Source organism: Stutzerimonas stutzeri (genome assembly GCF_024448955.1).
GTDB classification, from domain to species: domain Bacteria; phylum Pseudomonadota; class Gammaproteobacteria; order Pseudomonadales; family Pseudomonadaceae; genus Stutzerimonas; species Stutzerimonas stutzeri_AQ.
Map to the genome: position 1 here is coordinate 21,867 of NZ_JAMOIH010000021.1, position 23,275 is coordinate 45,141.

Sequence of the window (23,275 nt, forward strand, 5' to 3'; positions counted from 1 at the left end):
TGCGAGGCAGAGCCCGGATCGCCCGGGCTCGTCAACTCCCTGTCGTCTCGGCCTTGTTCTTTGCCGCCTTCGCGGCACGCTGCTTGCGTACTTCTTTCGGGTCGGCAATCAAAGGCCGGTAAATCTCCACCCGCTCGCCCTCTTCCAGCACCCGCTCATCCGGCTTGAGCACCGCCTTGCCGAATATCCCCAGTGGCGCCGCATTCAGATCCAGCTCGGGAAAATGCGCATCCATTCCCGATTGCAGCGCCGCCGCACGCACGCTCGTACCCTGCGGCACCGTCAGGCGAAGCAGCTTCTGCTTGTCTGCCCGGGCGTAGACGACCTCGATGGCGATGGCCTGCTTATCCATAGAGCTGTTTCGCGCGGTCACAGAAGGCATCGACCAAGGTGTTGGCCGCCTGATTGAACAGCGGTCCGAGGGTGGCCTTGACCAGCGGTCCGGCGTAGTCGAACGTCAGGTCCAGGCTGATCTTGCAGGCCTTCTCCCCTAACGCCTTGAATTCCCAAATACCGTGCAAATGGCTGAACGGCCCCTCCTCCAGCTGCATCTCGATGCGCTTGCCCGGCTGCAGCTCGTTGCGTGTCAAAAAGCGCTGACTCAGCCCCGCTTTCGCCACGGTCATGCTGGCCTGCATTTGCGTCTCGCTGGCAGACAGCACCTCGGTGGCGGAACACCAAGGCAGAAACTTGGGGTAGCTGGCCACATCGTTGACCATGTCGAACAATGCGTGCGCCGGATACGGCAGCAGTGCCGAGCGTTGGATATGTGTCGTCATGCAGACCTTCTACTTCATCAGTCGACAGCCAAAGACCGCCACAGCCAAACGAACGCCAACGGCATCGATGGCAAGAATGAGGGCACCCGTACAATCCTCCGGCACGCAGCACGACCGGCACGAGCGAACGAAAAGATGGCACATTGTCGGGGATAAGCCCGTCCCTCTCAAGTTTCATGCCGTCGCAGCTCACAGCTTATCGCCAGCCGCAGCGTCTCTCCCTATAATGCGCAACCTATGGCCAAACAGAAGAAACAGTCCCCCGGGACCATCGCGCTGAACAAGAAAGCGCTACACGATTACTTCATCGAGCAGAAATTCGAGGCGGGCCTCGTTCTGGCTGGTTGGGAAGTGAAAAGCCTGCGTGCCGGCAAGGCGCAACTGGTGGATAGCTACGTACTGCTCAAGGACGGCGAGGCCTGGCTGATGGGTTGTCACATCACGCCGCTGACCACCGCCAGCACCCATGTCATCGCCGACCCGACGCGCACCCGCAAGCTGCTGCTCAACAAGCGCGAGCTGGGCAAGCTGTTCGGTGCCGTGCAGCAGAAAGGCTACGCCTGCGTCGCCCTCTCGCTGTACTGGAAAAAGCATCTGATCAAATGCGATATCGCTCTTGCCAAGGGCAAGAAAGAATTCGACAAGCGCCACACCGAGAAAGAGCGCGATTCGGCGCGCGAGATCCAGCGCGCCATGCGCACCAAGGGCAAGGACGACTAAGCCAGCCCCCAAAGCTTGAAGCTATCCCAGGCGCTTTTCGCGCCAGGATTCGCTAAGAACCTTTTACCTTTTCGCCATGCCGGCGCTGCGCGCGCGCCAGGCGGCGAGCCTCTTGCTGACCTTCGGCGAGCACTTCCTGCACGTAATTGATATGGCGGTGGATCACGTCCCGCGCCTCGTCCGCCCGACGCCCGATGATCGCGTCGTACAGCTCTTGATGCTGCTTCATGAGCATGTTGCGCGTCTCATCGCGTAACGCATACATGCCACCAATGTTGGTCACCACATTGCGTTTGAGCATGTCGAACAGGCCCCGGATCGTGTGCAGCAAGACCGTATTGTGACTGGCCTCGGCAATAGCCAGATGGAAGCGTGCATCGGCCGCACCTTCTTCCGCCCGGCTTACGGCGCCCTCCCGCGAATAGCAATCCTGTAGCGCGGCAAAGGCTTCGCCGAGGCGCTGCTGATCGACCTCGGTAGCGCGCAATGCAGCGTAATAGGCGCAACTGCCCTCTAGCGTGTGCCGGAACTCCAGCAAATCACGCTGAGCATCGGCGTTGTTCTCCAGCAGATGTAACAGCGGATCGCTGAAAGTCGTACCCAGCGACTGCGCCACGAAGTTTCCGCCACCGTGCCGGCTGACCAGCAACCCCTTAGCCACCAGTTTGTGGATCGCCTCGCGCAGCGACGGTCGCGATACGCCGAACTGTTCCGCCAAGGTTCGTTCCGCCGGCAACCGCTCACCCGGCTTGAGCGTGCCTTCGAGAATCATCGCTTCCAATTGCGTGACGATGTCATCCGCCAACCGGCGGTGACGCACCATTCCCACTTCCATATTCCACTCCCCGAGTGGTCTTACCAATAAGTACAGAGCCTAGCGATCGCGCTGAATACTGGCAAGAGCAGACCCTGCGACCAAAGTCTATAGCGAGTTAATTGACGGCAAAACAGAGATGCTCTTACGCTGACGGCACTTCCATGTTAAGTGGTATGACCAATTTACAGGAAGCCAATAATAACGAGGACTCATCATGAGATCTTTATCCGGCGCCTACTCCACGGTCCGCTCAGGGTCCTGTCTGAACCCAACCACAGGGGGAGCCTGACATGTCCACCGGACTGCTTGCACTTTTCGCCTTCACGCCCATTCTGCTCGCCGCCATCATGCTGATTGGCCTGCGCTGGCCTGCTAGCCGCGCCATGCCGTTGGTCTATCTGTTCACTGCCGCCATCGGCTTGTTCGTATGGGACATGAGTTTCAACCGAATCATCGCCTCGACGCTGCAAGGCCTGGTAATCACCCTCGGCCTGCTGTGGATCATCTTCGGCGCCATCCTGCTGCTGAACACTTTGAAGCACTCCGGTGGCATCACCGCCATTCGCGCCGGCTTCACCACCGTCAGCCCTGACCGCCGCATCCAGGCCATCATCATCGCCTGGCTGTTCGGATGCTTCATCGAAGGCGCGTCCGGCTTCGGCACACCTGCAGCGATTGCCGCCCCCCTGCTGGTTGCCATCGGCTTCCCGGCCATGGCGGCCGTACTGATGGGGATGTTGGTTCAAAGCACGCCGGTATCGTTCGGCGCAGTCGGCACCCCTATCGTAGTTGGCATCAACAGTGGCCTGGACACCGCCTCCATCGGTGCTCAACTGGCCGCCCAGGGCTCCAGCTGGAACCTTTTCCTGCAGCAGATCACCAGCAGCGTGGCGATCACTCACGCCATTGTCGGCACCGTGATGCCGCTGGTCATGGCGATGATGCTGACGCGCTTCTTCGGCAAGGAGAAAAGCTGGAAAGCCGGCTTCGAAGTGTTGCCCTTCGCGATCTTCGCAGGCCTGGCGTTCACCCTGCCCTATGTCGCAACCGGAATCTTCCTAGGCCCGGAATTCCCGTCGCTGCTGGGCGGCCTCATCGGCCTGGCCATCGTTACAACCGCGGCTCGCTTCAACTTCCTGACACCGAAAAACGCCTGGGACTTCGCCGAGGCCAAGGACTGGCCGGCCGAATGGCTGGGCACCGTCGAGATGAAGCTAGAAGACATCGCGGCGCGCCCGATGAGTGCCCTCCGTGCCTGGCTGCCCTATGTGCTGGTGGGCCTGATTCTGGTGATCAGCCGGGTCTTTCCCGAAGTCAGCAGCGCGCTGAAGTCGGTGTCCATCGCCTTCGGTAACATTCTTGGCGAGACAGGTATCAGCGCCAGTATCGAGCCGCTGTTCCTGCCCGGCGGCATTCTCGTCGCGGTGGTGCTGATCACCTTCTTCCTGCACGGCATGCGCGCATCGGAGCTCAAGGCCGCCGTGAAGGAATCAAGTGGCGTGCTGCTCAGTGCCGGCTTCGTGCTGCTGTTCACCGTGCCGATGGTGCGCATCTTGATCAACTCCGGCGTCAACGGCGCGGACCTGGCCAGCATGCCGATCATCATGGCGCGTTACGTCGCCGATAGCGTGGGTGGAATTTATCCGCTGCTGGCGCCCTCCGTAGGTGCGTTGGGCGCCTTCATTGCCGGCTCCAACACAGTTAGCAACATGATGTTCAGCCAGTTCCAGTTCGGCGTTGCGCAGTCGCTGGGCATTTCCGGCGCGATGATCGTCGCGACGCAAGCGGTCGGTGCGGCTGCCGGCAACATGGTGGCGATCCACAACGTCGTCGCCGCCTCGGCTACCGTAGGCCTGCTCGGTCGTGAGGGCGTCACGCTGCGCAAGACCGTTTGGCCTACTCTGTACTATGTGCTGTTCACCGGTGTGATCGGCATGCTGGCGATCTACCTGCTGGGCGTGACGGACCCACTGGTTGGCGTCTGATGTAATGCACGACCTTTGCCCCGGTACGCCCGGGGCAAAGACGTTTGGAATGCTGTCCTGTTCACGCTCAGCCTCGCCTGATCAGGACAACCAGGTCGGAACACAGCCTTCGTCACAGACGGGAGCACCACGAGACTTACCCCGTTTCATTCGGTGAGAACACACGATGATCATTTCTGCCTCCACGGATTACCGCGCTGCTGCAAAACGCAAACTACCGCCTTTCCTATTCCACTATGTCGATGGCGGCGCCTATGCGGAGTACACGCTGCGTCGCAACGTCGAAGACTTGGCCAGCCTCGCTCTGCGCCAGCGCGTACTGCGCAACATGTCCGATCTCAGCCTGGAAACTCAACTGTTCGGCGAAACCCTGTCGATGCCCGTTGTGCTGGCACCGGTCGGCCTGACCGGCATGCTCGCCCGTCGCGGCGAAGTCCAGGCCGCCCGCGCTGCGGACAAGAAGGGCATCCCCTTCACACTGTCCACCGTATCGGTCTGCCCGATCGAGGAAGTCGCGCCGGCAATCAAGCGGCCCATGTGGTTCCAGCTCTACGTGCTGAAGGACCGCGGCTTCATGAAGAACGCCCTGGAGCGCGCCAAGGCCGCCGGCGTCACCACACTGGTATTCACTGTCGACATGCCGACCCCCGGCGCTCGCTACCGCGACGCGCATTCCGGCATGAGCGGCCCGAATGCCAACATGCGTCGCATGCTGCAAGCCATGACTCATCCGTTCTGGGCCTGGGACGTGGGCCTGCATGGCAAGCCGCATGATCTGGGCAACATCTCCACCTATCGAGGACATCCGACCGGGCTGGAAGACTACATTGGCTGGCTGGCGGCCAACTTCGACCCGTCGATTTCCTGGAAAGATCTGGAGTGGATTCGCGAGTTCTGGGACGGCCCAATGGTGATCAAAGGCATCCTCGATGCCGAAGACGCTCGTGACGCCGTGACCTTCGGCGCCGACGGCATCATCGTTTCCAACCATGGCGGTCGCCAGCTCGACGGTGTGCTCTCCAGCGCCCGCGCCATGCCCGCCATCGCCGACGCAGTCAAAGGCGACCTGAAGATTCTCGCCGACTCCGGTATCCGCAGTGGCCTGGACGTGGTTCGCATGATCGCCCTGGGCGCCGACACCATCATGCTTGGCCGCGCCTTCGCCTATGCGCTGGCGGCTGATGGCGAAGCCGGCGTGACCAACCTGCTCAACCTGATCGACAAGGAGATGCGCGTGGCGATGGTGCTGACCGGCGCGAAGTCCATCAGCGAAATCACCACCGATTCGTTGGTTCGCGAGCTGGGTCAGTACCAGAGCACCAAACACGTCGAATGAGCACCACGAGGTCGCGCCCCGACGCGGCCCGTTTGACCTTCCGGAGCCCGCATGAACGCGTCTGCCACCCTGCCGAGCGACTTTCTCGCAGCAGTCGAACAGTTGATCCCGGCGGAGCGGCGCTTCGACGACCCACTTTCCACGCTGGCCTTCGGCATCGACGCCAGCTTCTACCGGCTGATTCCGAAGCTGGTGGTGCGCGTCGAATCCGAAGCCGAAGTGGTGGGACTGCTCAAACTGGCCCACTCGCAGCACGTGCCGGTGACCTTCCGCGCCGCCGGCACCAGCCTTTCCGGCCAGGCGATCTCCGACTCGGTACTGATCGTGCTCGGCGACAACTGGAACGGCCGCGAGATCCGCAACAGCGGTTCACAAATCCGCCTGCAGCCCGGCGTGATCGGCGCCAACGCCAACGCCGTGCTGGCGCCGCTGGGCCGCAAGATCGGCCCAGACCCGGCCTCGATCAACGCGGCGAAGATCGGCGGCATCATCGCCAACAACTCCAGCGGCATGTGCTGCGGCACCGCGCAGAACAGCTACAAGACCCTCGCCGGCCTGCGTATCGTCCTGGCCGACGGCACCGTGATCGACAGCGAAGATGCCGTCAGTGTCAGCGCCTTCCGCCACAGCCACGGCGCGCTGCTCGACGAGCTGGCCGAACTCGGTCGCCAGACCCGCGCCAACAACGAACTGGCAACAAAGATCCGCCACAAGTACCGACTGAAGAACACCACCGGCTTCTCGCTCAACGCGCTGGTCGATTTCGATGAGCCGCTGGATATCCTCAACCACCTAATGGTCGGCTCCGAAGGGACCCTGGGCTTCATCAGCGCGGTGACCTACGACACCGTGCCGGACCACCCGCACAAGGCCAGCGCGCTGATCGTCTTCCCCAACGTGGAAACCTGCTGCCTGGCCGTGCCAGTGCTCAAGCAGCAGCCAGTCTCGGCGGTGGAACTGCTGGACCGTCGCAGCATGCGCTCGGTGGAAAACATGAAAGGCCTGCCGGAGTGGGTCAAGGACCTCTCCGCCAATGCCTGCGCGTTGCTCATCGAGTCCCGTGCCGCCAGCCAGTCGCTGCTGCACGAGCAGATCAACCTGATCATGGCTTCCATCGCGCATTTCCCAGTGGAGAAGCAAGTCGATTTCAGCGAAGACCCGGCGGTCTACAACCAGCTCTGGCGCATCCGCAAGGACACCTTCCCCGCCGTCGGTGCCGTACGCCAGACCGGCACCACGGTGATCATCGAGGACGTCACCTTCCCCATCGAACGCATGGCCGAGGGCGTCAATCGCCTGATCCAGCTGTTCGAGAAGCATGCCTACAACGAGGCGATCCTTTTCGGCCATGCGCTGGAAGGCAACCTGCATTTCGTCTTCACCCAGGGCTTCGACGACCCAGTCCAGGTCGCCCGCTACGAAGCATTCATGCACGACGTCACCCAACTGGTGGCGGTGGAATTCGGTGGAGCGCTCAAGGCCGAACACGGCACCGGGCGCAACATGGCGCCCTTCGTCGAGCTGGAATGGGGTAGCGAAGCCTACGCGCTGATGTGGCAGATCAAGCGCCTGCTCGACCCCTCCGGCATCCTCAACCCGGACGTGGTGCTCTCCGAAGACCCGCAGATCCACCTGAAAAACCTCAAGCCGATGCCTGCCGCCGACGAGATCGTCGACAAGTGCATCGAATGCGGCTTCTGCGAGCCAGTCTGCCCGTCCAACGGACTGACCCTGACGCCGCGCCAGCGCATCGTCATCTGGCGCGACATCCAGGCGCGCAAGCGCGCCGGCATCGATACCACCGAGATCGAACGCCTCTACCATTACCACGGCGTCGAGACCTGCGCCGCCACCGGCCTCTGCGCCCAGCGCTGCCCGGTGGGCATCAACACCGGCGATCTGGTGCGCAAACTGCGCAGCAAGGAAGCCAGCAAGACCGGCACCGCCAACTGGCTAGCAGATCACTTCGCCACCGCAGTGCAAGGCACTCGCTTCATGCTGCATGCGGCCAATGGCGCGCATCTGATTATGGGCACCAAGGCCCTGAGCAAAACCTCCTCGGCGTTCTCCAAGCTCAGCAAGGGTCGTGTTCCACTGTGGACACCGGCCATGCCGCAGCCGCTACATCGTCTGCACCTGCCCAAGCCGGCTCCGCAGGACGAACGGCCGCGTGTGGTCTACCTGGCCGCCTGTGTTTCGCGCGCCATGGGTCCAGCGGCGCGCGATCAGGAACAGAAACCGCTGCTCGACACCACCCGCGCCCTGCTAGAGAAGGCCGGCTACCAAGTTATCTTCCCGGACAACCTGAACGATCTCTGCTGCGGCCAGCCCTTCGCCTCAAAAGGCTACGCCGAGCAGGCCGAGCGCAAGCACCAGGAAACCCTTGATGCCCTGCTCAAGGCCAGCCGCGGCGGGCTCGACCCGATCTACTGCGACACCAGTCCCTGCACCCTGCGCATGGTCCAGGGCCTGACCGATCAACGCCTGGACTTCTACGATCCGGTGCGTTTCATCCGCACCCACCTGCTGGACCGGCTGGACTTCAGCCCACAGGAAGCGCCGATAGCAGTCCACGTCACTTGCAGCACGCAGCACCTGGGAGAGGCGCAGGCACTGATCGATATTGCCCGCCGCTGCGCAAAGGAGGTGGTGATCCCCGAAGGCATCCACTGTTGCGGTTTTGCAGGCGACAAAGGCTTCACCACGCCAGCGCTCAACGCCCACGCACTGCGCAGCCTCAAGGAAGCGGTGCAGGTGTGCAGCGAAGGCATCTCCACCAGCCGTACTTGCGAAATCGGCCTCTCCCGCCATGGTGAAATCGACTATCACGGACTGGTCTATCTGGTCGATCGCGTCAGCCGCAGCAAGGTCAGCCAGCCGGCCTGAACATCCGACGGACAAGGATGCCATCACAAAAATGAAACGCTTGAGCGCAACCGCAGTCCGAAGTTTAGAGCCCAGCAGTCTGAGGGCTCCACCCGCCTCGGCGCCGCCACGACAGACTGATTCAGGCAGGCCCGCCGGGAAGACAACTCCCTGGAGGACGCTCATGAAACGATTAGCCCTACTCGCCGCAGCCGCTTTGCTCGCCAGCCCCGCTGCGTTCGCCGCCGATAAAAATCTCTGCGAACTCAACATGCAGGAGGTCGACGACAACATGGCCACCAACATGGCCACCCTTGGAGAACCAGCCAAGAGCCAGATCGAAGAACACATCGAACAGGCCAGGCAGGCGCAGCAGTCCGGCGACACCGAAGCCTGCATCAGCCACTCGACCAAAGCACTGCAGGAACTCAAAGGACCAGGCAGCTCCGGTAGCGGCGGCACCAGCGGATCGGGTTCAGGCGCAGGCAACTGACCCACTGAGCGCGGGCAGGTGACCTGCCCGCTCTTCGCAGCAGAGCCCGTGAAATCCGACAAGCCGCACTTACCTAATCCATCAAGCGTTCGACGCAGCCTCTGCTTTGGCGTAGACTGCGTCGCACATGAAGCTGCAGACCGCTTCATGGGGCCGATTAGGATTCGACGCCGGTAACGAAACTCTAGGTGCATGCCGAGTTGGTAACAGAACTCGTAAATCCACTGTTGCAAACTTATAGTTGCCAACGACGACAACTACGAAGGGTACGCGCTAGCCGCCTAACCTTCATCTGGTCGCTTCGGCGCCAGCGGTCATGAGGGGATGCCTGTAAACCCGAAATGACTGTCAGATAGAACAGGATCGCCGCCAAGTTCGCTGTAGACGTAACGGTTAAAACTCATACAGCTCGCTCCAAGCACCCTGCCAATCGGGCGGCGCGGAGTTAACTCAATAGATCTGGCTAAGCATGTAGTACCGACAGCGGAGAACTGGCGGACGGGGGTTCAAATCCCCCCGGCTCCACCATTTCAACACTGAAACCCGTCTAGAATGCGGGTTTCAGACCAGATTTGATGGCATTGGATTACTCACAGTCCGTCTGTGAATCCAAAAGGTATGCCATCATGTCCAAGCGTCAAAGCAAAACAGGTGTCCCTCACCTGGTCTATCAAGCCAACACTGGCTTTCAGTACTACCTCACATTCCCGAAGCACTTCGCGGCCAACCCGAAACTGCCTGCGCAAATCCGGTGGTCGCTCAGCCACGACGAAGCACTTGCCCGCGACCTTGCGAGGTATCTGAACACGGCTTTCGAGCAGTTCCTTGCCAAGGCGACCGAGCACTACGTTGAGCTCTTTTCTGACCGCCTGCTGGCTGACCTCCAAAGGTTTCACTTGGCGGTAGCCGAGGCACTCAAATTCGCCGACCGAGTTTGGAAAGTCCGCCCGTCGCCAATGAAGCTCGCGAACCAAGACCTTTCGGTCGCCCACGCTCGCATGATGAAAGAGAGTGCCGAGCGTGTAGTGCTCTATAGCCACGAGCCAGGGGGCGAAATTTTCTTCGCACTCACACCAACACCCGCACTGGTAAAAGCGCTTGGGGTCGGGTTCGTACGCTTTGACTGGCCGCTCGGAACCAGCAACCAGAACGTGGCGAGCGACGCTGCCCGGTACATTTACGCCGCCCTTGATGTACTCGAGAACGTTCCACCCTCTCCAGGGCGCTATTCGAAAGAATCTCCTGCATTTGCAGCGATGACGCTTTATGAATACTTGTGCCATGCCCGCCCAGACCAGGGTCGGAATCTCATGCACATTCCCCCAGCACTACCGCAATCTCGACAAGCTTTGCATTTTCATCTTCAGCAAGCCAACGCGATGCATCTGAAGCTCCGCATCATTGATCGAGCGCTCTTGGTGCAGGAGGAATCGGGGCTTTATGTGATGCTTATCGAACTTGATCCGCTGTGCATGAAAGCGCATCTGAGAGAAAAGAAAAGCTTTCGGATTGAGCTGCTCACTAGCTCGATCATCATTGCGGTCCTCATGCTGACGTATACGCTGCAGAAGGTTGATAAGGTGCTGTTGCGTTACTTTCAGGAAGACGATCACGAAGATCCTTACGCCCAGGCGATGCAGGAGATCGGTGACCTCGTTCGGCGGATGTTGGGCTCTGCTGCAACCACCGAGCCTATGCAGACGATTCCGGAGCTGAACTCGCCGACAGATGCTGTGGCACCGCCGCAGGATCCTGGCACGCTCGCGTTGCTGAATGCGCTCGGGAGCGTTCTGCCCGACTCGCAGAAAGCCAGGCTTGAAACCCTCTTTACGCAACCGTCGGTCAACGAACGCATTGTCTCGCCGACGAGCAGTCCAAACGCAGGGTTGAGCCTCGCAGCTTTAGTAAAGGAATACGAAGAACGGCAAATTCGTGAAGGAGCCTGGGCTAACCCCCGGACTCGCATTACCGCAAAGGCCCGCCTGGAAGGCCTGTGCGAGCTGCTTGGCGGGCACCGGCAAGTCGAGACGCTGACTCGCGCTGAATTCAACACGCTACGCGATCATCTGCGTAGCTATCCGAAGAACCGGCATCGCCTCCGTGCCATGCGTAACCAGCCGCTAAGTAAGATCATTAGCGACGGTAAATTCGAGCCAATCAACCCTCGCACTGCGAAGAAGTTTTTCGAATTGGCGAGGGCGCTTGTCACCTACGCCCATGATCAAGGTTACATCACCGAAAACATCGCGGCCGGATTGGCGTTCAGCACGAAAGGTGCCGAGGCGCCTAGGAAGCGCACATATAGCCCAAGCCAAATCGAGAAGCTGCTTCACGGCCCGGCCTACACGTTAACCAAGCCGCCGCGCTGGCGTCTGGATGACTACAAGTTTTGGCTTCCGCTGCTCGGTCTCTATACCGGCGCACGGCTTAGCGAACTCTGCCAGCTGCGGCTGGAAGACATTCGGCAGGAGCTCGGCGTTTGGATCATCAGCATCAATCGGACAGGGTCGAAGCAACTCAAAACGTTCGACTCTGAACGGCTAGTGCCCATTCACAAGCAGCTGATCGAGACAGGCTTCCTCGACTATCACCAGGCTCGCCTGGACATAGTTAAGCAGGATATGAAAGCTCCTCTTTTCGAAAATATCCGTGTCTACGGTGATCTTTCTCCTGGGCACGTTGCGAGTCGTTGGTACCTGGGCTCAAGCCAGAGCAGTCATGGCTACTTGGGGCTCTGCGGCCTCGGAGAGGAGGGCCTGACGTATCACGGCCTACGGCATACTTTTATCAACCAATTCCGCCGACAGAACCTCGACCTCGCGAAAGCTAAAGCACTCGTGGGTCACGCTGATAAAAGTACAACTGGCGGCTATGGCGACTGCTATCCGGCAGGCGTCCTCAAGGACGAGCTCGACAAAATCGATTTCGGCATTGGCTTGGATCATATCCATTACCGGCACTATCAGAAGCTACAAAAAGCACAAGGTGACTTCAAAGTTGGGCGGCCGGTTGGCACGCCATTCCCGAACGTGCGAGCTCCTAAGCGCCACTGGAAATCGTACGCATAAGGCCTAGCCAAACAGAGGCGGGAGCCTTGCTCCCGCCCTTTTTACACATCCCTTAATTATTGACAAAGTGTCAATAAAAGCTATCGAAGCTAAGCTTCCAATAGATTACCTTGACTGTTCATTTATACAGTAATAATCTGAAGCCTCACCCACTGTGAGGTATATATGAATGTAACGTCCCCTGTCTCCATTCCTTTTTATAAGGGCCTGAGTCTGATCGTAGAGCCTGGCCATGAAGAGCACTTGCGAATCGCCTTGGCGAACATCTCCGCGGTGACGGACGCGATAAACCGCTTCCACTCTTCACCGTTACTTACCGAGTTCATGGACACTACGCTGTCCCGCTTCCTGCGAGAAAACACTTACGCAGGAAAGTCCGAGCATATGCTGCGGGCTCGAATGGAAAAGCTGAAGGTCGTCCTGACCCGAGATAACCCTACACGCCGAGTCGCTGAGCTTGATCGAGCTGATGTGCAGCGTCTAAAGGATCAGTTGCCATTGTTACTGAAGCAGAACTCGGCTTCGGGAAGTAAAGGCGCAAACCTGATGACCTATTACCAGCTGTTCAATCGCATGCTGGACGAGGCGCTGGAGAGCAAGCTGATTACCGATGCGATCAAGGTTGCTACTTGCAGTACAAAAAAGGCCGAGGTCACAAAGCCATTTCTAGATAGCAACCTGATTCAGATGCTCTCCGGCTGGCCTTACCAAAAGTACCTCGCGGGCACACTGCCCAAGGTCTACCAGGATGCCAAGCCGTATCGGTTCTGGTTGCTTCCTCTCGGGCTCTACACCGGCGCGCGGCTCAATGAACTCTGCCAGCTTCGTGTGCATGATGTCATCCAGGATGTCCACGGCGTAGACCTTATCGACATTAACGATAACGGCTACAACAAGTCGCTGAAAACGGGGACATCGGCACGGCAGATTCCGATCTGCACGAAGCTTGTGGAGATGGGTTTTATAAATTTCGTAGAGGAACGACGTCAGACCGATGGCAACGATGCATTGCTTTTCGGCGAGCTGAGCTTTGACCCGAAGCACTTATACTCCCGCGATCCGAGTCGTTTTTTCTGCGGGCCGTGTACGGGAACGGGATACATCGGTCAGCATTGTCCGCCGGCCGTTAATGGCGGGCTCAATTTTAAAAGTCTCCGTCGTTCGTTTGCCGTCCGGCTGGAACGGTCAGGCATATCTCCGTCCACGATCGCCTATCTGCTTGGCCATGAAGGCAGCGCTCCGGAGGTCACAGCAGACCACTACTTGGAAAAGCCGCTGAGTTTGAGACTGCTGGAGCAGATGGAGCGCGGCCTGACTTACAACATCCAGACCGACGAGATTCGCTGGGAACATTTTAAAATGCTGCTCCATAGCCAGGCGGGACGCGGAAAGCGCGGGAGGAAAAGTAAGCTGCAGCTTCACTAACGCATAGAGCGCGAACGATCATCGCTTGGAGATGGTTATGAGACAGGATGAATAAAAGGCCGCAGCTAATCTGCGGCCTTTTTGGTTCTGAACACAACAGGAAAGAAACCGTATATTTACGCGACTGCGGGTATCACTTGCGGCGACCGTTGGAACACCCAATCGCTGAGCGCTCTTCCACCGAAGAATTTGCACCCGCTGCGACGCGAATTCCGTGACAGTCGGCTGCTGCCACACAAATAGCACTTGAAGCATGGCCCCTTTGGCATCAGACCGGACACCGCGTCATACCTCTCTGCGACAGACACGCGGCATGGTCACCCGCCGCATCATCGACACTCACTAGCTGCCGCAAGCCCTACGAGTGACAAGGCGAGACTGCAGCACTCGAGTCATGTGACATGGCGGTCGTAAGACAAGTGTGCCGCGGTGATCGGGCTTATGATTGAGGCCGGGGCGGCAGCGCCCGCGAATGCCACAGCTCACGTCTGTGCACAATCGCCATTTCGGCCAGGCAACGCCTGGCGGCTATGATTTGACAACAAAATTGCGGGGGCATACTTGAAGCAGCGAAGCGTTCCTTCAAGTATGCCCCCGCGCCCCATACTTGAAACCTTCAAGTATGGGGCAGTTGAGCATTTTGGGCGTTTGCAGGTAAGCGAAACGAATGTGGAGCGAGACCGAGCAATAAGACCAAAATGATCAACTGCCTTCGCGAAGCGGCTGCCATTGTTGTCAAAAAAGGCAGCTTTCTTCATTTGCCGCAGGTAAATGGCTAGCTCTAATTTCGATGCTATGCATGGCTACCTCTGGCAAAGCGGAAGAAGCCTGCTCACGTCCGCTTCCTCTGCGGGATGCGCGACGTTTCTATGCAACGGCCGCCGCTTGGTCACCTCCCATTCTGCGAACCCACCACTTCATATGTCAGGAAAGTACACACCTCTCTGACTGACAAACACTCCGCAGCGCCATCCCTGTACCAGCCTCTCGATGACTGGATTACTCGCGAAATCGGTCGGTCCTTAGTTTTCTCCCTCCGTGCCCAAGCGGTAGAGGTAACGCCCACAGGTCGCAAAGTCTTCATGCTTCAATACCACAGGAACTCCGGTGTACGCCGCAAGCCTGCGCTCGGCCAGTTCGGCGAGCTGCAATGTCCGGGATTAGTTGACCACTACACTTCTCACCGCTAGGAACAAAAAAGTAGAAGCAAGCAGCACAGCACTGCCTGGTAGAACCGGCCTGCTCCGCTCTGGATTGCATAGCATTGCTTGCACTAACCGATCTTAGGTCGCCGCATCTTGAACAAGGTTTCTGGCCCTAGCTGGAAGTAATCCGCCGAGCCGCCGCCGCGCAGGATGGGCTCGGCCGCCACGGTGTCATAAATGCCATCCTTTAACAAAGATTGCTCAATGTGTACGCCAATTACCTCGCCAAGGACCAGCCAGCTTTGCACTAATACGTTATCTGCTCGCTGCAGCTGTACGATTTGGCAAACCCGACATTCGAAAGAAACAGGGCTTTCCAGCACCCGGGGCGCTGAAATCAGTCGGGAGGACGTTGGTGTGAGCCCGCTTAGAACGAACTCGTCAACATCGGGCGCCACGGCTACGCAGCTCTGATTCATGGCCTCCGCCAGCGGACGGGTCGCCAAATTCCAAGCGAACTCGCCAGTTTCTTCGATGTTCGCGAGGCTGTCCTTACGTCCAATGCTTGAAAAGCCAATAATCGGCGGGACGTAATTGAATGCATTGAAAAAGCTATAGGGGGCCAGGTTAAGCCGCCCTTCGTCATCTTTCGATGAGATCCATCCTATGGGCCGCGGCCCCACAATAGCACTGAACGGATCATGACGCAGACCATGGCCCCGGGCAGGCTCGTAGTAGTACATTTCATCCTGCATTTAGCCTCCAGTTCCGGTTTCGCCAGGCTCGCCTGCCCTCGCAACTAGGGATTTCGAGCAAATCGTCAACTAAACAATCCGTCGGCGTATCCCCCCGACAGCCGGTTTGCTGGTGTTGCTATTCTCCCACCACGGCGCGCAGGGACACGCCTAGTGGGTAAGGGGCAGGCAAACCGAACCGCTACAGTACAAGCCATCGAGGCTTCTGTTACAGACGATGCAACTAGGCAGCACATTTCCGTCGCGGTAGCCATGCCTAGTCTGTTCAATCGCTAGCAGACTCATCAGTAGCGCGCGAGCGGGGATGCGCTTAAGCTCGAAGCGGCTTTGGTTGTTATGTTGTCGAGTATCAGGCTACTGGGGGCGAAACACATCCTCCTGTTGCTACGGAGTAGCATGACTCATTATGGGTATCATCAGCGGAGCCGACGAGTGTCCAAGATTAACAGACGCCAATGCTAAGACGGCGCAAACACTTGAGCATATACCGTAGCCAAGAGTATCGATAGTTAGCGAGGGCCACGATAGGCTCAGGGCAAGCCTGCCCGAATTAATGCTCGAACAGAGCTTCGCTGGCCTTCCCGTAAGCCAGCTTCGCAACAAGTTTACCGTTGTTAAAATGAAGCAGATCCAAACCCCGGAGATACGCTGGCTTGCCGCCTAATTCAAGGTTGCAGCGCCAACTAACCATTACTTTACCTGCTTGTTCGTCAATGAATAGGTCTTCGCCAACGTATTGCACCCTGCCAAATGTTCCATCAAAAAATGGTTGGAGCGCATTGCGGATAGCCGTAACCCCAGAGTGGCGCCCACCATAGATATCTTCGAAAACCGCATCATCGGTAAAAAAATTCATGGCTGCGTCCAAATCAGCTTTGTTGTTCGCATCAACAAACCTAGAAGTCGCTTGCTCTAAGTTTCGCTTTTCAGATGACATTACGTTTTCCTCTTGGTGTGTGGATTCATCGTGCCGAAATCAACCCAAAAGCAACGGAGCTGATTTAACCCTAGTTAATAAAGTGCGCAAACTTGAGCTATAATCTATCTGTTGTTAGGCGACAATCTATTATCAACCATGTAGCCAAGCGCTAGCCGAGACGGAACAGAGGGGCGAATAACCCTGGGTGACGCTCGATAAGGAAAGCCTGTAAAGATGATTTCTACGACCCCTCATAACCCATCACTGCCTTTATCTCAAGGAACTCCTCAAAACCGTACTTCCCCCACTCTCGGCCATTACCAGACTGCTTATAACCGCCAAACGGTGCGGTGAAGTCGAGTGCCGCCCCATTGAGATGTACGGCGCCGGTGCGTAGTTGTTTAGCGACCTTCCGAGCGCGCTCCAGGCTTCCGGAACTAACATAGCCAGAAAGCCCGTAGCAGCTGTCATTAGCTATCTTGATCGCCTCATCATCATCGCGGTAAGGCATGATGCATAAGACGGGCCCAAAGATCTCTTCTTTAGCGATCTGCATCTGATTGTTAACCGCACTGAAAATAGTGGGCTGCGCAAAAAAGCCAGACTCGATCCCCTCTGGACGTCCCAAGCCCCCACAAATCAACTTGGCTCCTTCGGCCACGCCCTGCCGAATACATTCCTGCACTTTTTCATACTGCATTGCGCTAGCCAGAGGCCCCAAGTTGGTATCCGCATTCATCGGATCACCGACCATGATTTCCTTGCAGAACTGTTCGGCTAATCGTTCGACCTCATCTATCCTCGAAAGCGGAACCAACATACGAGATGGAGCGTTACAGCTCTGCCCGGTGTTAAGCATCATTGTGCTCACACCGTGCTTAACTGCAGTCTCCAAATCAGCGTCATCTAAGATAATGTTGGCGGATTTACCACCCAATTCGAGGGCGACACGCTTAACAGTCGGTGCCGCAGCTATCGAAACGAGGGTACCTGCTCGGGTGGAGCCGGTGAAGGAAACCAGGTCCACGTCTGGATGGGCAGCTAGGGGAGCGCCCACGCCAGGGCCGTCGCCATTGATTAGGTTGAACACCCCAGGCGGAACTCCAACTTCATCGAAGATTTTAGCAAGCAAATAAGCAGAAAACGGAGCGATCTCACTTGGCTTCAATACCATCGTGCATCCGGCCGCCAACGCGGGCGCCACTTTCGCAGCGATTTGGTTCAATGGCCAATTCCAAGGTGTTATCAAACCACAAACGCCAGCTGGTTCCCGTATCACACGAGTCGTTCCGAGGGACTCCTCAAAATCATAATCGCGCAATATGGAAGTTGCCGTGAGGAAGTGCCCCAGACCGGCCGGCGCCTGTAGCGGACGGGATAGCTGGGCCAGCGGAGCACCCATTTCCTCAGTGATAGCCTTGGCGATCTCATCAAGTTTGGACTCAAATGCTCGGCATACCTGGTCTAGCAGATCAAGACGCTGATCTCTGGTTGTACGGGACCAGCCGTCGAAAGCTTGCCGCGCAGCCTGCACTGCCAGATCAACGTGCTCCTCGGTGCCCAGCGAGATGACCCCGACAATCTCTTCATTCGCAGGATTTATGACTTCGGCTTCACGAGCGCCTTTCGGCATCACCCATTGCCCGTCTATATAAAACTCTCGGTAATCACGCATTGCCATTTTTTCCCTTGAGATAGCTAGCAACCTGATACCCAACCTCCCGACCGCTCTCTATCGCGCCGTCTATAAAACCACGCCAGCCGTTTGCCATGTCGGAACCAGCGAAGAAGAGTCGTCCTTCGCGCTTCTGCAACTCGGTTAAATAGCGAGTTGTCTGACCCGGTCGATAAGTGCACCAAGTGCCCTTAGAGAATGGATCGAGATTCCAATCGTAGCCATAGCTGGACGTGACCTCCACGCCTGGGAGAAGGGGTTGCAGGGCCTTTTCGACCGCTTTGCTATCATTAATGTCGACCAGTTTCGGATCGGCGGAAAAAGCGATAAGCAATGTACCGTTCTCACCGACGTGGTCCGTAAACACCGAAGTGAAAGGCGTTACATCGTTTCTAGCGGGCGCATAGGTCATTACGTTACCTACATCTTGCTTTATACGAATGTAACCCTTAACACCCTTACCCGCATGGCCTTGGGAGGCAATTTCTGACTTTGCATCAGAGAGACGCGGACTGTACTCAACGTCACCCATCGTGTTTAAAGGCACTGCCATGACAACTGCCGATGCCGCAATTGTGCCCTCTTCAGTGGTGATAAGTACCCTATGACTGTCTTGCTTAACTTTTAGCACAGGCGTTGAAAGCTGAATTTCCATATCACTTTCAGCAACCATGGCCTCCAGAAGACTCACGGTACCTGATTTAATTTTATATCTGGCAATTGAGTCGAACATAGTGGGCATGTTGAAGTTGCTGAGTGCAAACCAGCGCATAATCTCGCTATAAGCGATCGTCTCTGGGTAGTTATGTCCATTACCGCTAAGCCATGAATCCATCATGTCTTTTTGCTCGCGGGTTAGGGACAGTTTATTTAAGTACTCAGAAGCTGACAACCCATCCATCTCCTGGAGCGCTTTTTTTGCAAAGAAAGGATCGAAGGGACGTGGGTAGATGTTGTGCGCTTCTTTGTAATATTCAGTACAAGCGGCGCCAAATATTTCGAACGCCTCTGCCGCCGGCGCTCGCTTCACCTGATTATCAGTAACCCAAATAACAGTTTCAGGACTAGCGAGACCGACGGTTTCCTCGATTTCTAATCCATAATGCATGACCTCAGTCCACACATTAGGCTGGGTCCAGTGTACCCAAGTACCTCCAAGCTCCACCTTCTCACCATCGAGCTTAGACGTAAACGTGCGGCCACCTAGGCGACTCCGGCCCTCAAGCACTAATGTTTTCAAGCCGGATCGGCTCAACTCCCTTGCAGCCGTTACCCCCGCAAACCCACCTCCGATCACGACGGCATCGTAATCTACGTTGCTTTGCAGCGGACCAACTCTTTCTTTATCCGCCCCCTGTGCCGTAGCGGACAGTGATAGGATCTGAGAGCCAACGCCTGCAGCAGCAGCACCAATAACGGCACCGCCAAGAAATTTGCGTCGCGATACACCGTCCTTGCTTATATCACCCTTATCGTTAGCCATGTTATCTTTACCCCTTTCTTATTTTACAAGCCGTCGCTTGGACGACCGGCTAGTTGGACGTCTGATTCAGCATGCATATTACGTCGCGCCGATCTTGTTCATTCTTCAGGCCGGAAAACGCCATTCGGGTAAGCGGATAGACCCCCATTGGACTGTTAAGAAACGCATCAAGATGTTCTACGGTCCAGGTGTCGCCCGACTTACGCAGTGCGGAAGAAAACTTATAACCCGGCACTTTGCCAACCTCCCGGCCAACCACACCGTGAAGATTCGGCGCCGCAGGTCCGTGTTTCCCTGTATTGTCATTGCTGTGACAAACCGCGCATGTCTGAAAGATCTTTTTACCATTATCTGGATTGCAATTTTCACTGGCTGTAGCGACAGAAGAAGTAGCCCCAAAAAACAGCGCCCCCAGGCACAACAACACGGCTTGAAACTTTTGTTTTATCATGATCACTTAATCCAGTTATAACGTTGGCTAACCTAATATTTCTTTCGCTTCGCGTCCGGCGCGGAGACCACTCTCCACCGCGCCATCGATGTTGGCGTGCCAGCCGTTACTTGTTTCCGCGCCCGCGAATAAAATGCGCCCTTCAGGTTGCTGCAAGTCTGTCAATCGACTCAGTTGGCCGACACCATAGGCGGCCCATGCGCCCAATGAAAACGGATCCGCAGTCCAATCGTAGGCAGCTATTCCTAGAACTTCCACGCCGGGAAACAGTTTCCGGATTTCCCTAGTAACAGCATCACGATCATTCACGTCGATTGTTTCTGCGCGCGCGATGGTAATCGACAGTATTGTCCCCAACTCATCGCCGTAGTCGTGAGTCTGGACCCAGTTAAGCGGCTGTTGTTCATCAGCGAAAGCAAAAACTCGGCCGAGATTTTCTTTAACATGAACATAAAGCTTAGCGCCTTTACTGAGCTGCCCTTCTTGAATAAAGCGCTGTTTACCCTGCGATAGGGCCGGAGTGAATTGAATGTGGCGATAGGTATTGAGCGGAACCGTCATGATAACTGTTGCGGCGGTAATCGTTTCACCATCGTCAGTTTCGATGCGAACCCCGCCGGCTATTTGCTCCGCTGAGATAACCGGCACGTTTAATCGGACCTCGGCACCGCTATCGTCCAACATGGCCTCGATTAAACCAATAGTGCCTCCCTCTATCCGATAGTGAGTCTGCGTGTCCATAAAAGCGCTGTAGCTCCACCCGCCACAGGCAAATAACTTGAGAACTCCAGGGAGACCATATTTATCTGTGGTCTCACCAGCATAAAGCGCCATGAAGCTATTAAGCTCTGCTCGCTGGGCGCGACTCAGCTCCAGCTCATTTATACGATCCAAGACGGACAGCTTATCTAGCTTACGGGCTCGCTCGGTAAACATGGGCTCATGTGGCCGCGGAAATGCTTCCCAGGCGTCATGGCACATCTTTTCGAAAGCGACTTTGATGTTCGTTCCAAATACTTCAGGCGAAAGCTCTTCAACGTTTCCGTCGTTATACATAACTAGAGTCTTGTCTAGGCTTGCTAGAGGGTCTTCCACTACCCCTCGACCGTAGCGTTGCATTTCCGCCCAAATGTGAGGCTGCAACCAATGGACCCACGCTCCGCCAAACTCGATTTCCTGGCCGGCAAAATGGGAAGTGAACGTGCGCCCACCCAGGCGCGATCGTGCCTCAAGCAGAAGAGTTCGGTAGCCTTGATGGCCACATTCACGCGCAGCCGTCGCGCCAGCGAAGCCGCCACCAACCACGATCACGTCATAATCAAACTTGGTCGCCCGCTTGGAAGTGCTGTTCTCGGAAGCGGTTGCAGATGCAATGAGCCCAAGCCCCGCAGCACCGGCCGTTGCTGCCGCCGCGCCTCCAATAAAAGATCTACGACTAAGGCCTTTGTTTAGTTTGTCATCCATTAACTGACACCTTTAGTATCGTTGTAATTCTACTGAACCGATCAAACTAGCAAGCCGCTTATTCACCGAGATACGCCACAGCTGTTATTTCTATAAGGGTCTTATCGCTCACGAAGTCGGCCACTTTCACACCGGCTGCGCTAGGCGCCACTACCCCTTTATACGCGGCAGTTCTAACGTCTAGAGCTTTGATATAGGTTTCGTTATCGGTCTTGTAGTAGATAGTTTCACTGACAACGCTACTAAAGTCTGCATCATGAGCGGCCAGGATCGCACCCAGACGCTCATAAATAAGCTGCATTTGCTTGTTAGCATCATTGGCGTATACTTCATTTCCCTCTTCATCAACGGCTGTTACGCCACCGATATGAAGAAACCCGCCCGCCTTGACTGCAATTGAAAAACCGTATTGCTGCTCGAATTCAGGATTGAGGTGAAAAGCTTGCTTGGGCTCTGCCGCAAGCAGTTGTGTTGAAGCTAAAGACATAAGGGCGATCAGGCAAACCTTGCTACCTGTGCCGAATTTTTGAAAGAAAGATAACTGCCGCAGGCGTTGATTGGTAACGGTCATTACACATACCCCTTTTGTTTTGTTGTTTTGTGTTTCAAAGCCTATCTCATCGATGGGCATCGACGTTTGACCTAGCGCGCCATTTCACTTAACCGCACACGCCATTATTACCGGATTTTGACACCGCAACCGCTAGCGCAGCTCTTCAGAGTACACATCCCGGTACTGCTTTGGCGTCAATCCTGTCCAGCGACGGAACGCGCGACTAAAAGCACTGAGCTGCGAATAACCTAGCTCCGACGCTATATCGGTAAGCGAGCTGTTATTTTTCCTAAGGAGATCGACTGCTGCTTGGTGACGGACCTGATCCACTAGATGAAGGAAATCGACACCTTCGTTATTGCAACGTCGTTGCAGGGTACGCTCACTCATATGCATAGCGCTGGCAACTTGGGCCAGGGACGGCACACCAGCCTGAAGTTGACGACCCACAATCTGGCTGATTTTTACCGCAACGCTATGTTCGACTCGCCGCTCCACCAGGCGCTCACTGAGGTAACGGAGAGAAAGCATGTACAGCCTCTGATCGGCATTCACGACTGGCTTGGCCAAGACAGAGCGGCAAAACATTACTGCATTGATTGGTTGCTTGAATTTTGGGGCAGTACCGAAAAAATCTTCATGCTCGCGAGTGAATCTTGGCGCAGCGTGTTCGAAGTGAACCAATCGCGGTTTGATATCCGTCCCAGTCGCCTCGCGAATCATGGAGGTAATCGCAGCGAGTGAAAACTCTGAATCCTGACGACGATGTGTGATCCCAGAATCATTCAGACGATACGAGAGGCCGATAGCATCTTCAGTTTGAACAAGTTGCTCTTCTACTGCTTGGGAAAAAACGTTGACGAAGCCTGCCATGACGTTGAGTGCGGACAGTACATTTGGCGCATTGCGCACTGCATGGCCGAAAACCCCCCAATTACTGCACTTGAGCCTCATTGCCATGTGCAGCCCGATATACTGATCTTCCTCAATAGAGATAAGCTCAAGAAGCTCAACGAATTTACGATCCGTTATTTCGGCGTCCGGGTCGTCTAGTACCAGCCGGTCAATACCAAGGCGCTCCAAATAAGGCTCTACAACCTCACGAAACGGGCTAAGGACTGTCTCAGATATTTGTGTTGAATCTTTCGTGCTCATTTAATCGCCCTCGCCATCAGCCTCTCAAATATGTGACGCCGCATCAGCGTGCGTGAGCGATCTACAGCAAGCGCACGCTCGGCCCAACCGTCAGTTTACGAGACAGCCAAGCGAGACTGAAATGCATGCAGGTATCGACCCGCTCAGACTGTCCGATAGGTTAACCGTGTTCCCGGTTAGCACATGC

At 56.5% G+C, this 23,275-nt stretch carries 18 protein-coding genes and 1 other RNA gene; 8 read left to right on the forward strand and 11 right to left on the reverse strand.

Going from position 1 to position 23,275, the window contains the following annotated elements:
- Nucleotides 1-31: 31 nt before the first annotated feature.
- Nucleotides 32-352, reverse strand: coding sequence for an RnfH family protein (locus NA645_RS18895; RefSeq protein ID WP_256050233.1), 321 nt, complete (start codon nt 350-352; stop codon nt 32-34).
- Complete coding sequence (locus NA645_RS18900; protein WP_131650802.1) at nt 345-779, reverse strand: type II toxin-antitoxin system RatA family toxin; 435 nt, start codon at nt 777-779, stop codon at nt 345-347. The genes NA645_RS18895 and NA645_RS18900 overlap by 8 nt, the downstream gene beginning before the upstream one ends.
- 237 nt (nt 780-1,016) lie before the next feature.
- On the opposite strand from NA645_RS18900, the gene smpB reads away from it, so the two are divergent.
- Nucleotides 1,017-1,499 carry an SsrA-binding protein SmpB gene (gene smpB, locus NA645_RS18905; protein ID WP_131650803.1) on the forward strand — a complete coding sequence of 161 codons (483 nt, stop codon included), beginning with the start codon at nt 1,017-1,019 and terminating at the stop codon, nt 1,497-1,499.
- A 52-nt stretch (nt 1,500-1,551) separates the two neighbouring features.
- On the opposite strand, the gene NA645_RS18910 is transcribed toward smpB, so the two are convergent.
- Nucleotides 1,552-2,334 (reverse strand): GntR family transcriptional regulator, encoded by a 783-nt coding sequence (locus NA645_RS18910; RefSeq protein WP_256050234.1) that lies wholly within the window; start codon nt 2,332-2,334, stop codon nt 1,552-1,554.
- 272 nt (nt 2,335-2,606) lie between these two features.
- On the opposite strand from NA645_RS18910, the gene NA645_RS18915 reads away from it, so the two are divergent.
- From NA645_RS18915 to NA645_RS18945, 7 genes are all read left to right on the forward strand, one after another.
- On the forward strand, nt 2,607-4,301 hold the full coding sequence (locus tag NA645_RS18915; RefSeq protein ID WP_256050235.1) for an L-lactate permease: 1,695 nt from the start codon (nt 2,607-2,609) through the stop codon (nt 4,299-4,301).
- Between the two features lie 166 nt (nt 4,302-4,467).
- Complete coding sequence (gene lldD, locus NA645_RS18920; RefSeq protein WP_256050236.1) at nt 4,468-5,637, forward strand: FMN-dependent L-lactate dehydrogenase LldD; 1,170 nt, start codon at nt 4,468-4,470, stop codon at nt 5,635-5,637.
- Nucleotides 5,638-5,688: 51 nt separating this feature from the next.
- Nucleotides 5,689-8,523, forward strand: coding sequence for an FAD-binding and (Fe-S)-binding domain-containing protein (locus tag NA645_RS18925; RefSeq protein WP_256050237.1), 2,835 nt, complete (start codon nt 5,689-5,691; stop codon nt 8,521-8,523).
- A 163-nt stretch (nt 8,524-8,686) separates the two neighbouring features.
- Entirely contained in the window at nt 8,687-8,995 is a 309-nt protein-coding gene (locus NA645_RS18930) for a hypothetical protein (protein WP_131650808.1), read from the forward strand.
- A 149-nt stretch (nt 8,996-9,144) separates the two neighbouring features.
- Nucleotides 9,145-9,523, forward strand: a transfer-messenger RNA (tmRNA) gene (gene ssrA / locus NA645_RS18935).
- A 98-nt stretch (nt 9,524-9,621) separates the two neighbouring features.
- Entirely contained in the window at nt 9,622-12,063 is a 2,442-nt protein-coding gene (locus NA645_RS18940; protein ID WP_256050238.1) for a site-specific integrase, read from the forward strand.
- A 165-nt stretch (nt 12,064-12,228) separates the two neighbouring features.
- On the forward strand, nt 12,229-13,488 hold the full coding sequence (locus NA645_RS18945) for a site-specific integrase (protein WP_256050239.1): 1,260 nt from the start codon (nt 12,229-12,231) through the stop codon (nt 13,486-13,488).
- 1,273 nt (nt 13,489-14,761) lie between these two features.
- Here NA645_RS18945 and NA645_RS18955 read toward each other — a convergent pair.
- The 8 genes from NA645_RS18955 to qhpR all read right to left on the reverse strand — a co-directional run bounded on the left by NA645_RS18955 (nt 14,762) and on the right by qhpR (nt 23,088).
- Nucleotides 14,762-15,388, reverse strand: coding sequence for a flavin reductase family protein (locus NA645_RS18955; protein ID WP_256050240.1), 627 nt, complete (start codon nt 15,386-15,388; stop codon nt 14,762-14,764).
- 550 nt (nt 15,389-15,938) lie between these two features.
- The gene (locus NA645_RS18960) at nt 15,939-16,325 is read right to left on the reverse strand and encodes a nuclear transport factor 2 family protein (RefSeq protein WP_064613883.1); all 387 of its coding nucleotides are present in this window, start codon (nt 16,323-16,325) and stop codon (nt 15,939-15,941) included.
- A gap of 223 nt (nt 16,326-16,548) precedes the next feature.
- The gene (locus NA645_RS18965) at nt 16,549-17,982 is read right to left on the reverse strand and encodes an aldehyde dehydrogenase family protein (protein ID WP_064613884.1); all 1,434 of its coding nucleotides are present in this window, start codon (nt 17,980-17,982) and stop codon (nt 16,549-16,551) included.
- A complete protein-coding gene (locus NA645_RS18970) occupies nt 17,975-19,465 on the reverse strand; it encodes a flavin monoamine oxidase family protein (protein ID WP_256050241.1) in 1,491 nt (496 codons plus the stop codon). The genes NA645_RS18965 and NA645_RS18970 overlap by 8 nt, the downstream gene beginning before the upstream one ends.
- Before the next feature lie 49 nt (nt 19,466-19,514).
- Nucleotides 19,515-19,916: a c-type cytochrome gene (locus NA645_RS18975; RefSeq protein ID WP_082916852.1), complete on the reverse strand. Its 402-nt coding sequence runs from the start codon at nt 19,914-19,916 to the stop codon at nt 19,515-19,517.
- 27 nt (nt 19,917-19,943) lie between these two features.
- Nucleotides 19,944-21,380, reverse strand: coding sequence for a flavin monoamine oxidase family protein (locus tag NA645_RS18980; RefSeq protein WP_256050242.1), 1,437 nt, complete (start codon nt 21,378-21,380; stop codon nt 19,944-19,946).
- Between the two features lie 58 nt (nt 21,381-21,438).
- Nucleotides 21,439-22,011 carry a RidA family protein gene (locus NA645_RS18985; RefSeq protein ID WP_256050243.1) on the reverse strand — a complete coding sequence of 191 codons (573 nt, stop codon included), beginning with the start codon at nt 22,009-22,011 and terminating at the stop codon, nt 21,439-21,441.
- Nucleotides 22,012-22,083: 72 nt separating this feature from the next.
- Complete coding sequence (qhpR, locus tag NA645_RS18990; RefSeq protein WP_064613886.1) at nt 22,084-23,088, reverse strand: AraC-like transcriptional regulator QhpR; 1,005 nt, start codon at nt 23,086-23,088, stop codon at nt 22,084-22,086.
- Nucleotides 23,089-23,275 lie beyond the last annotated feature (187 nt).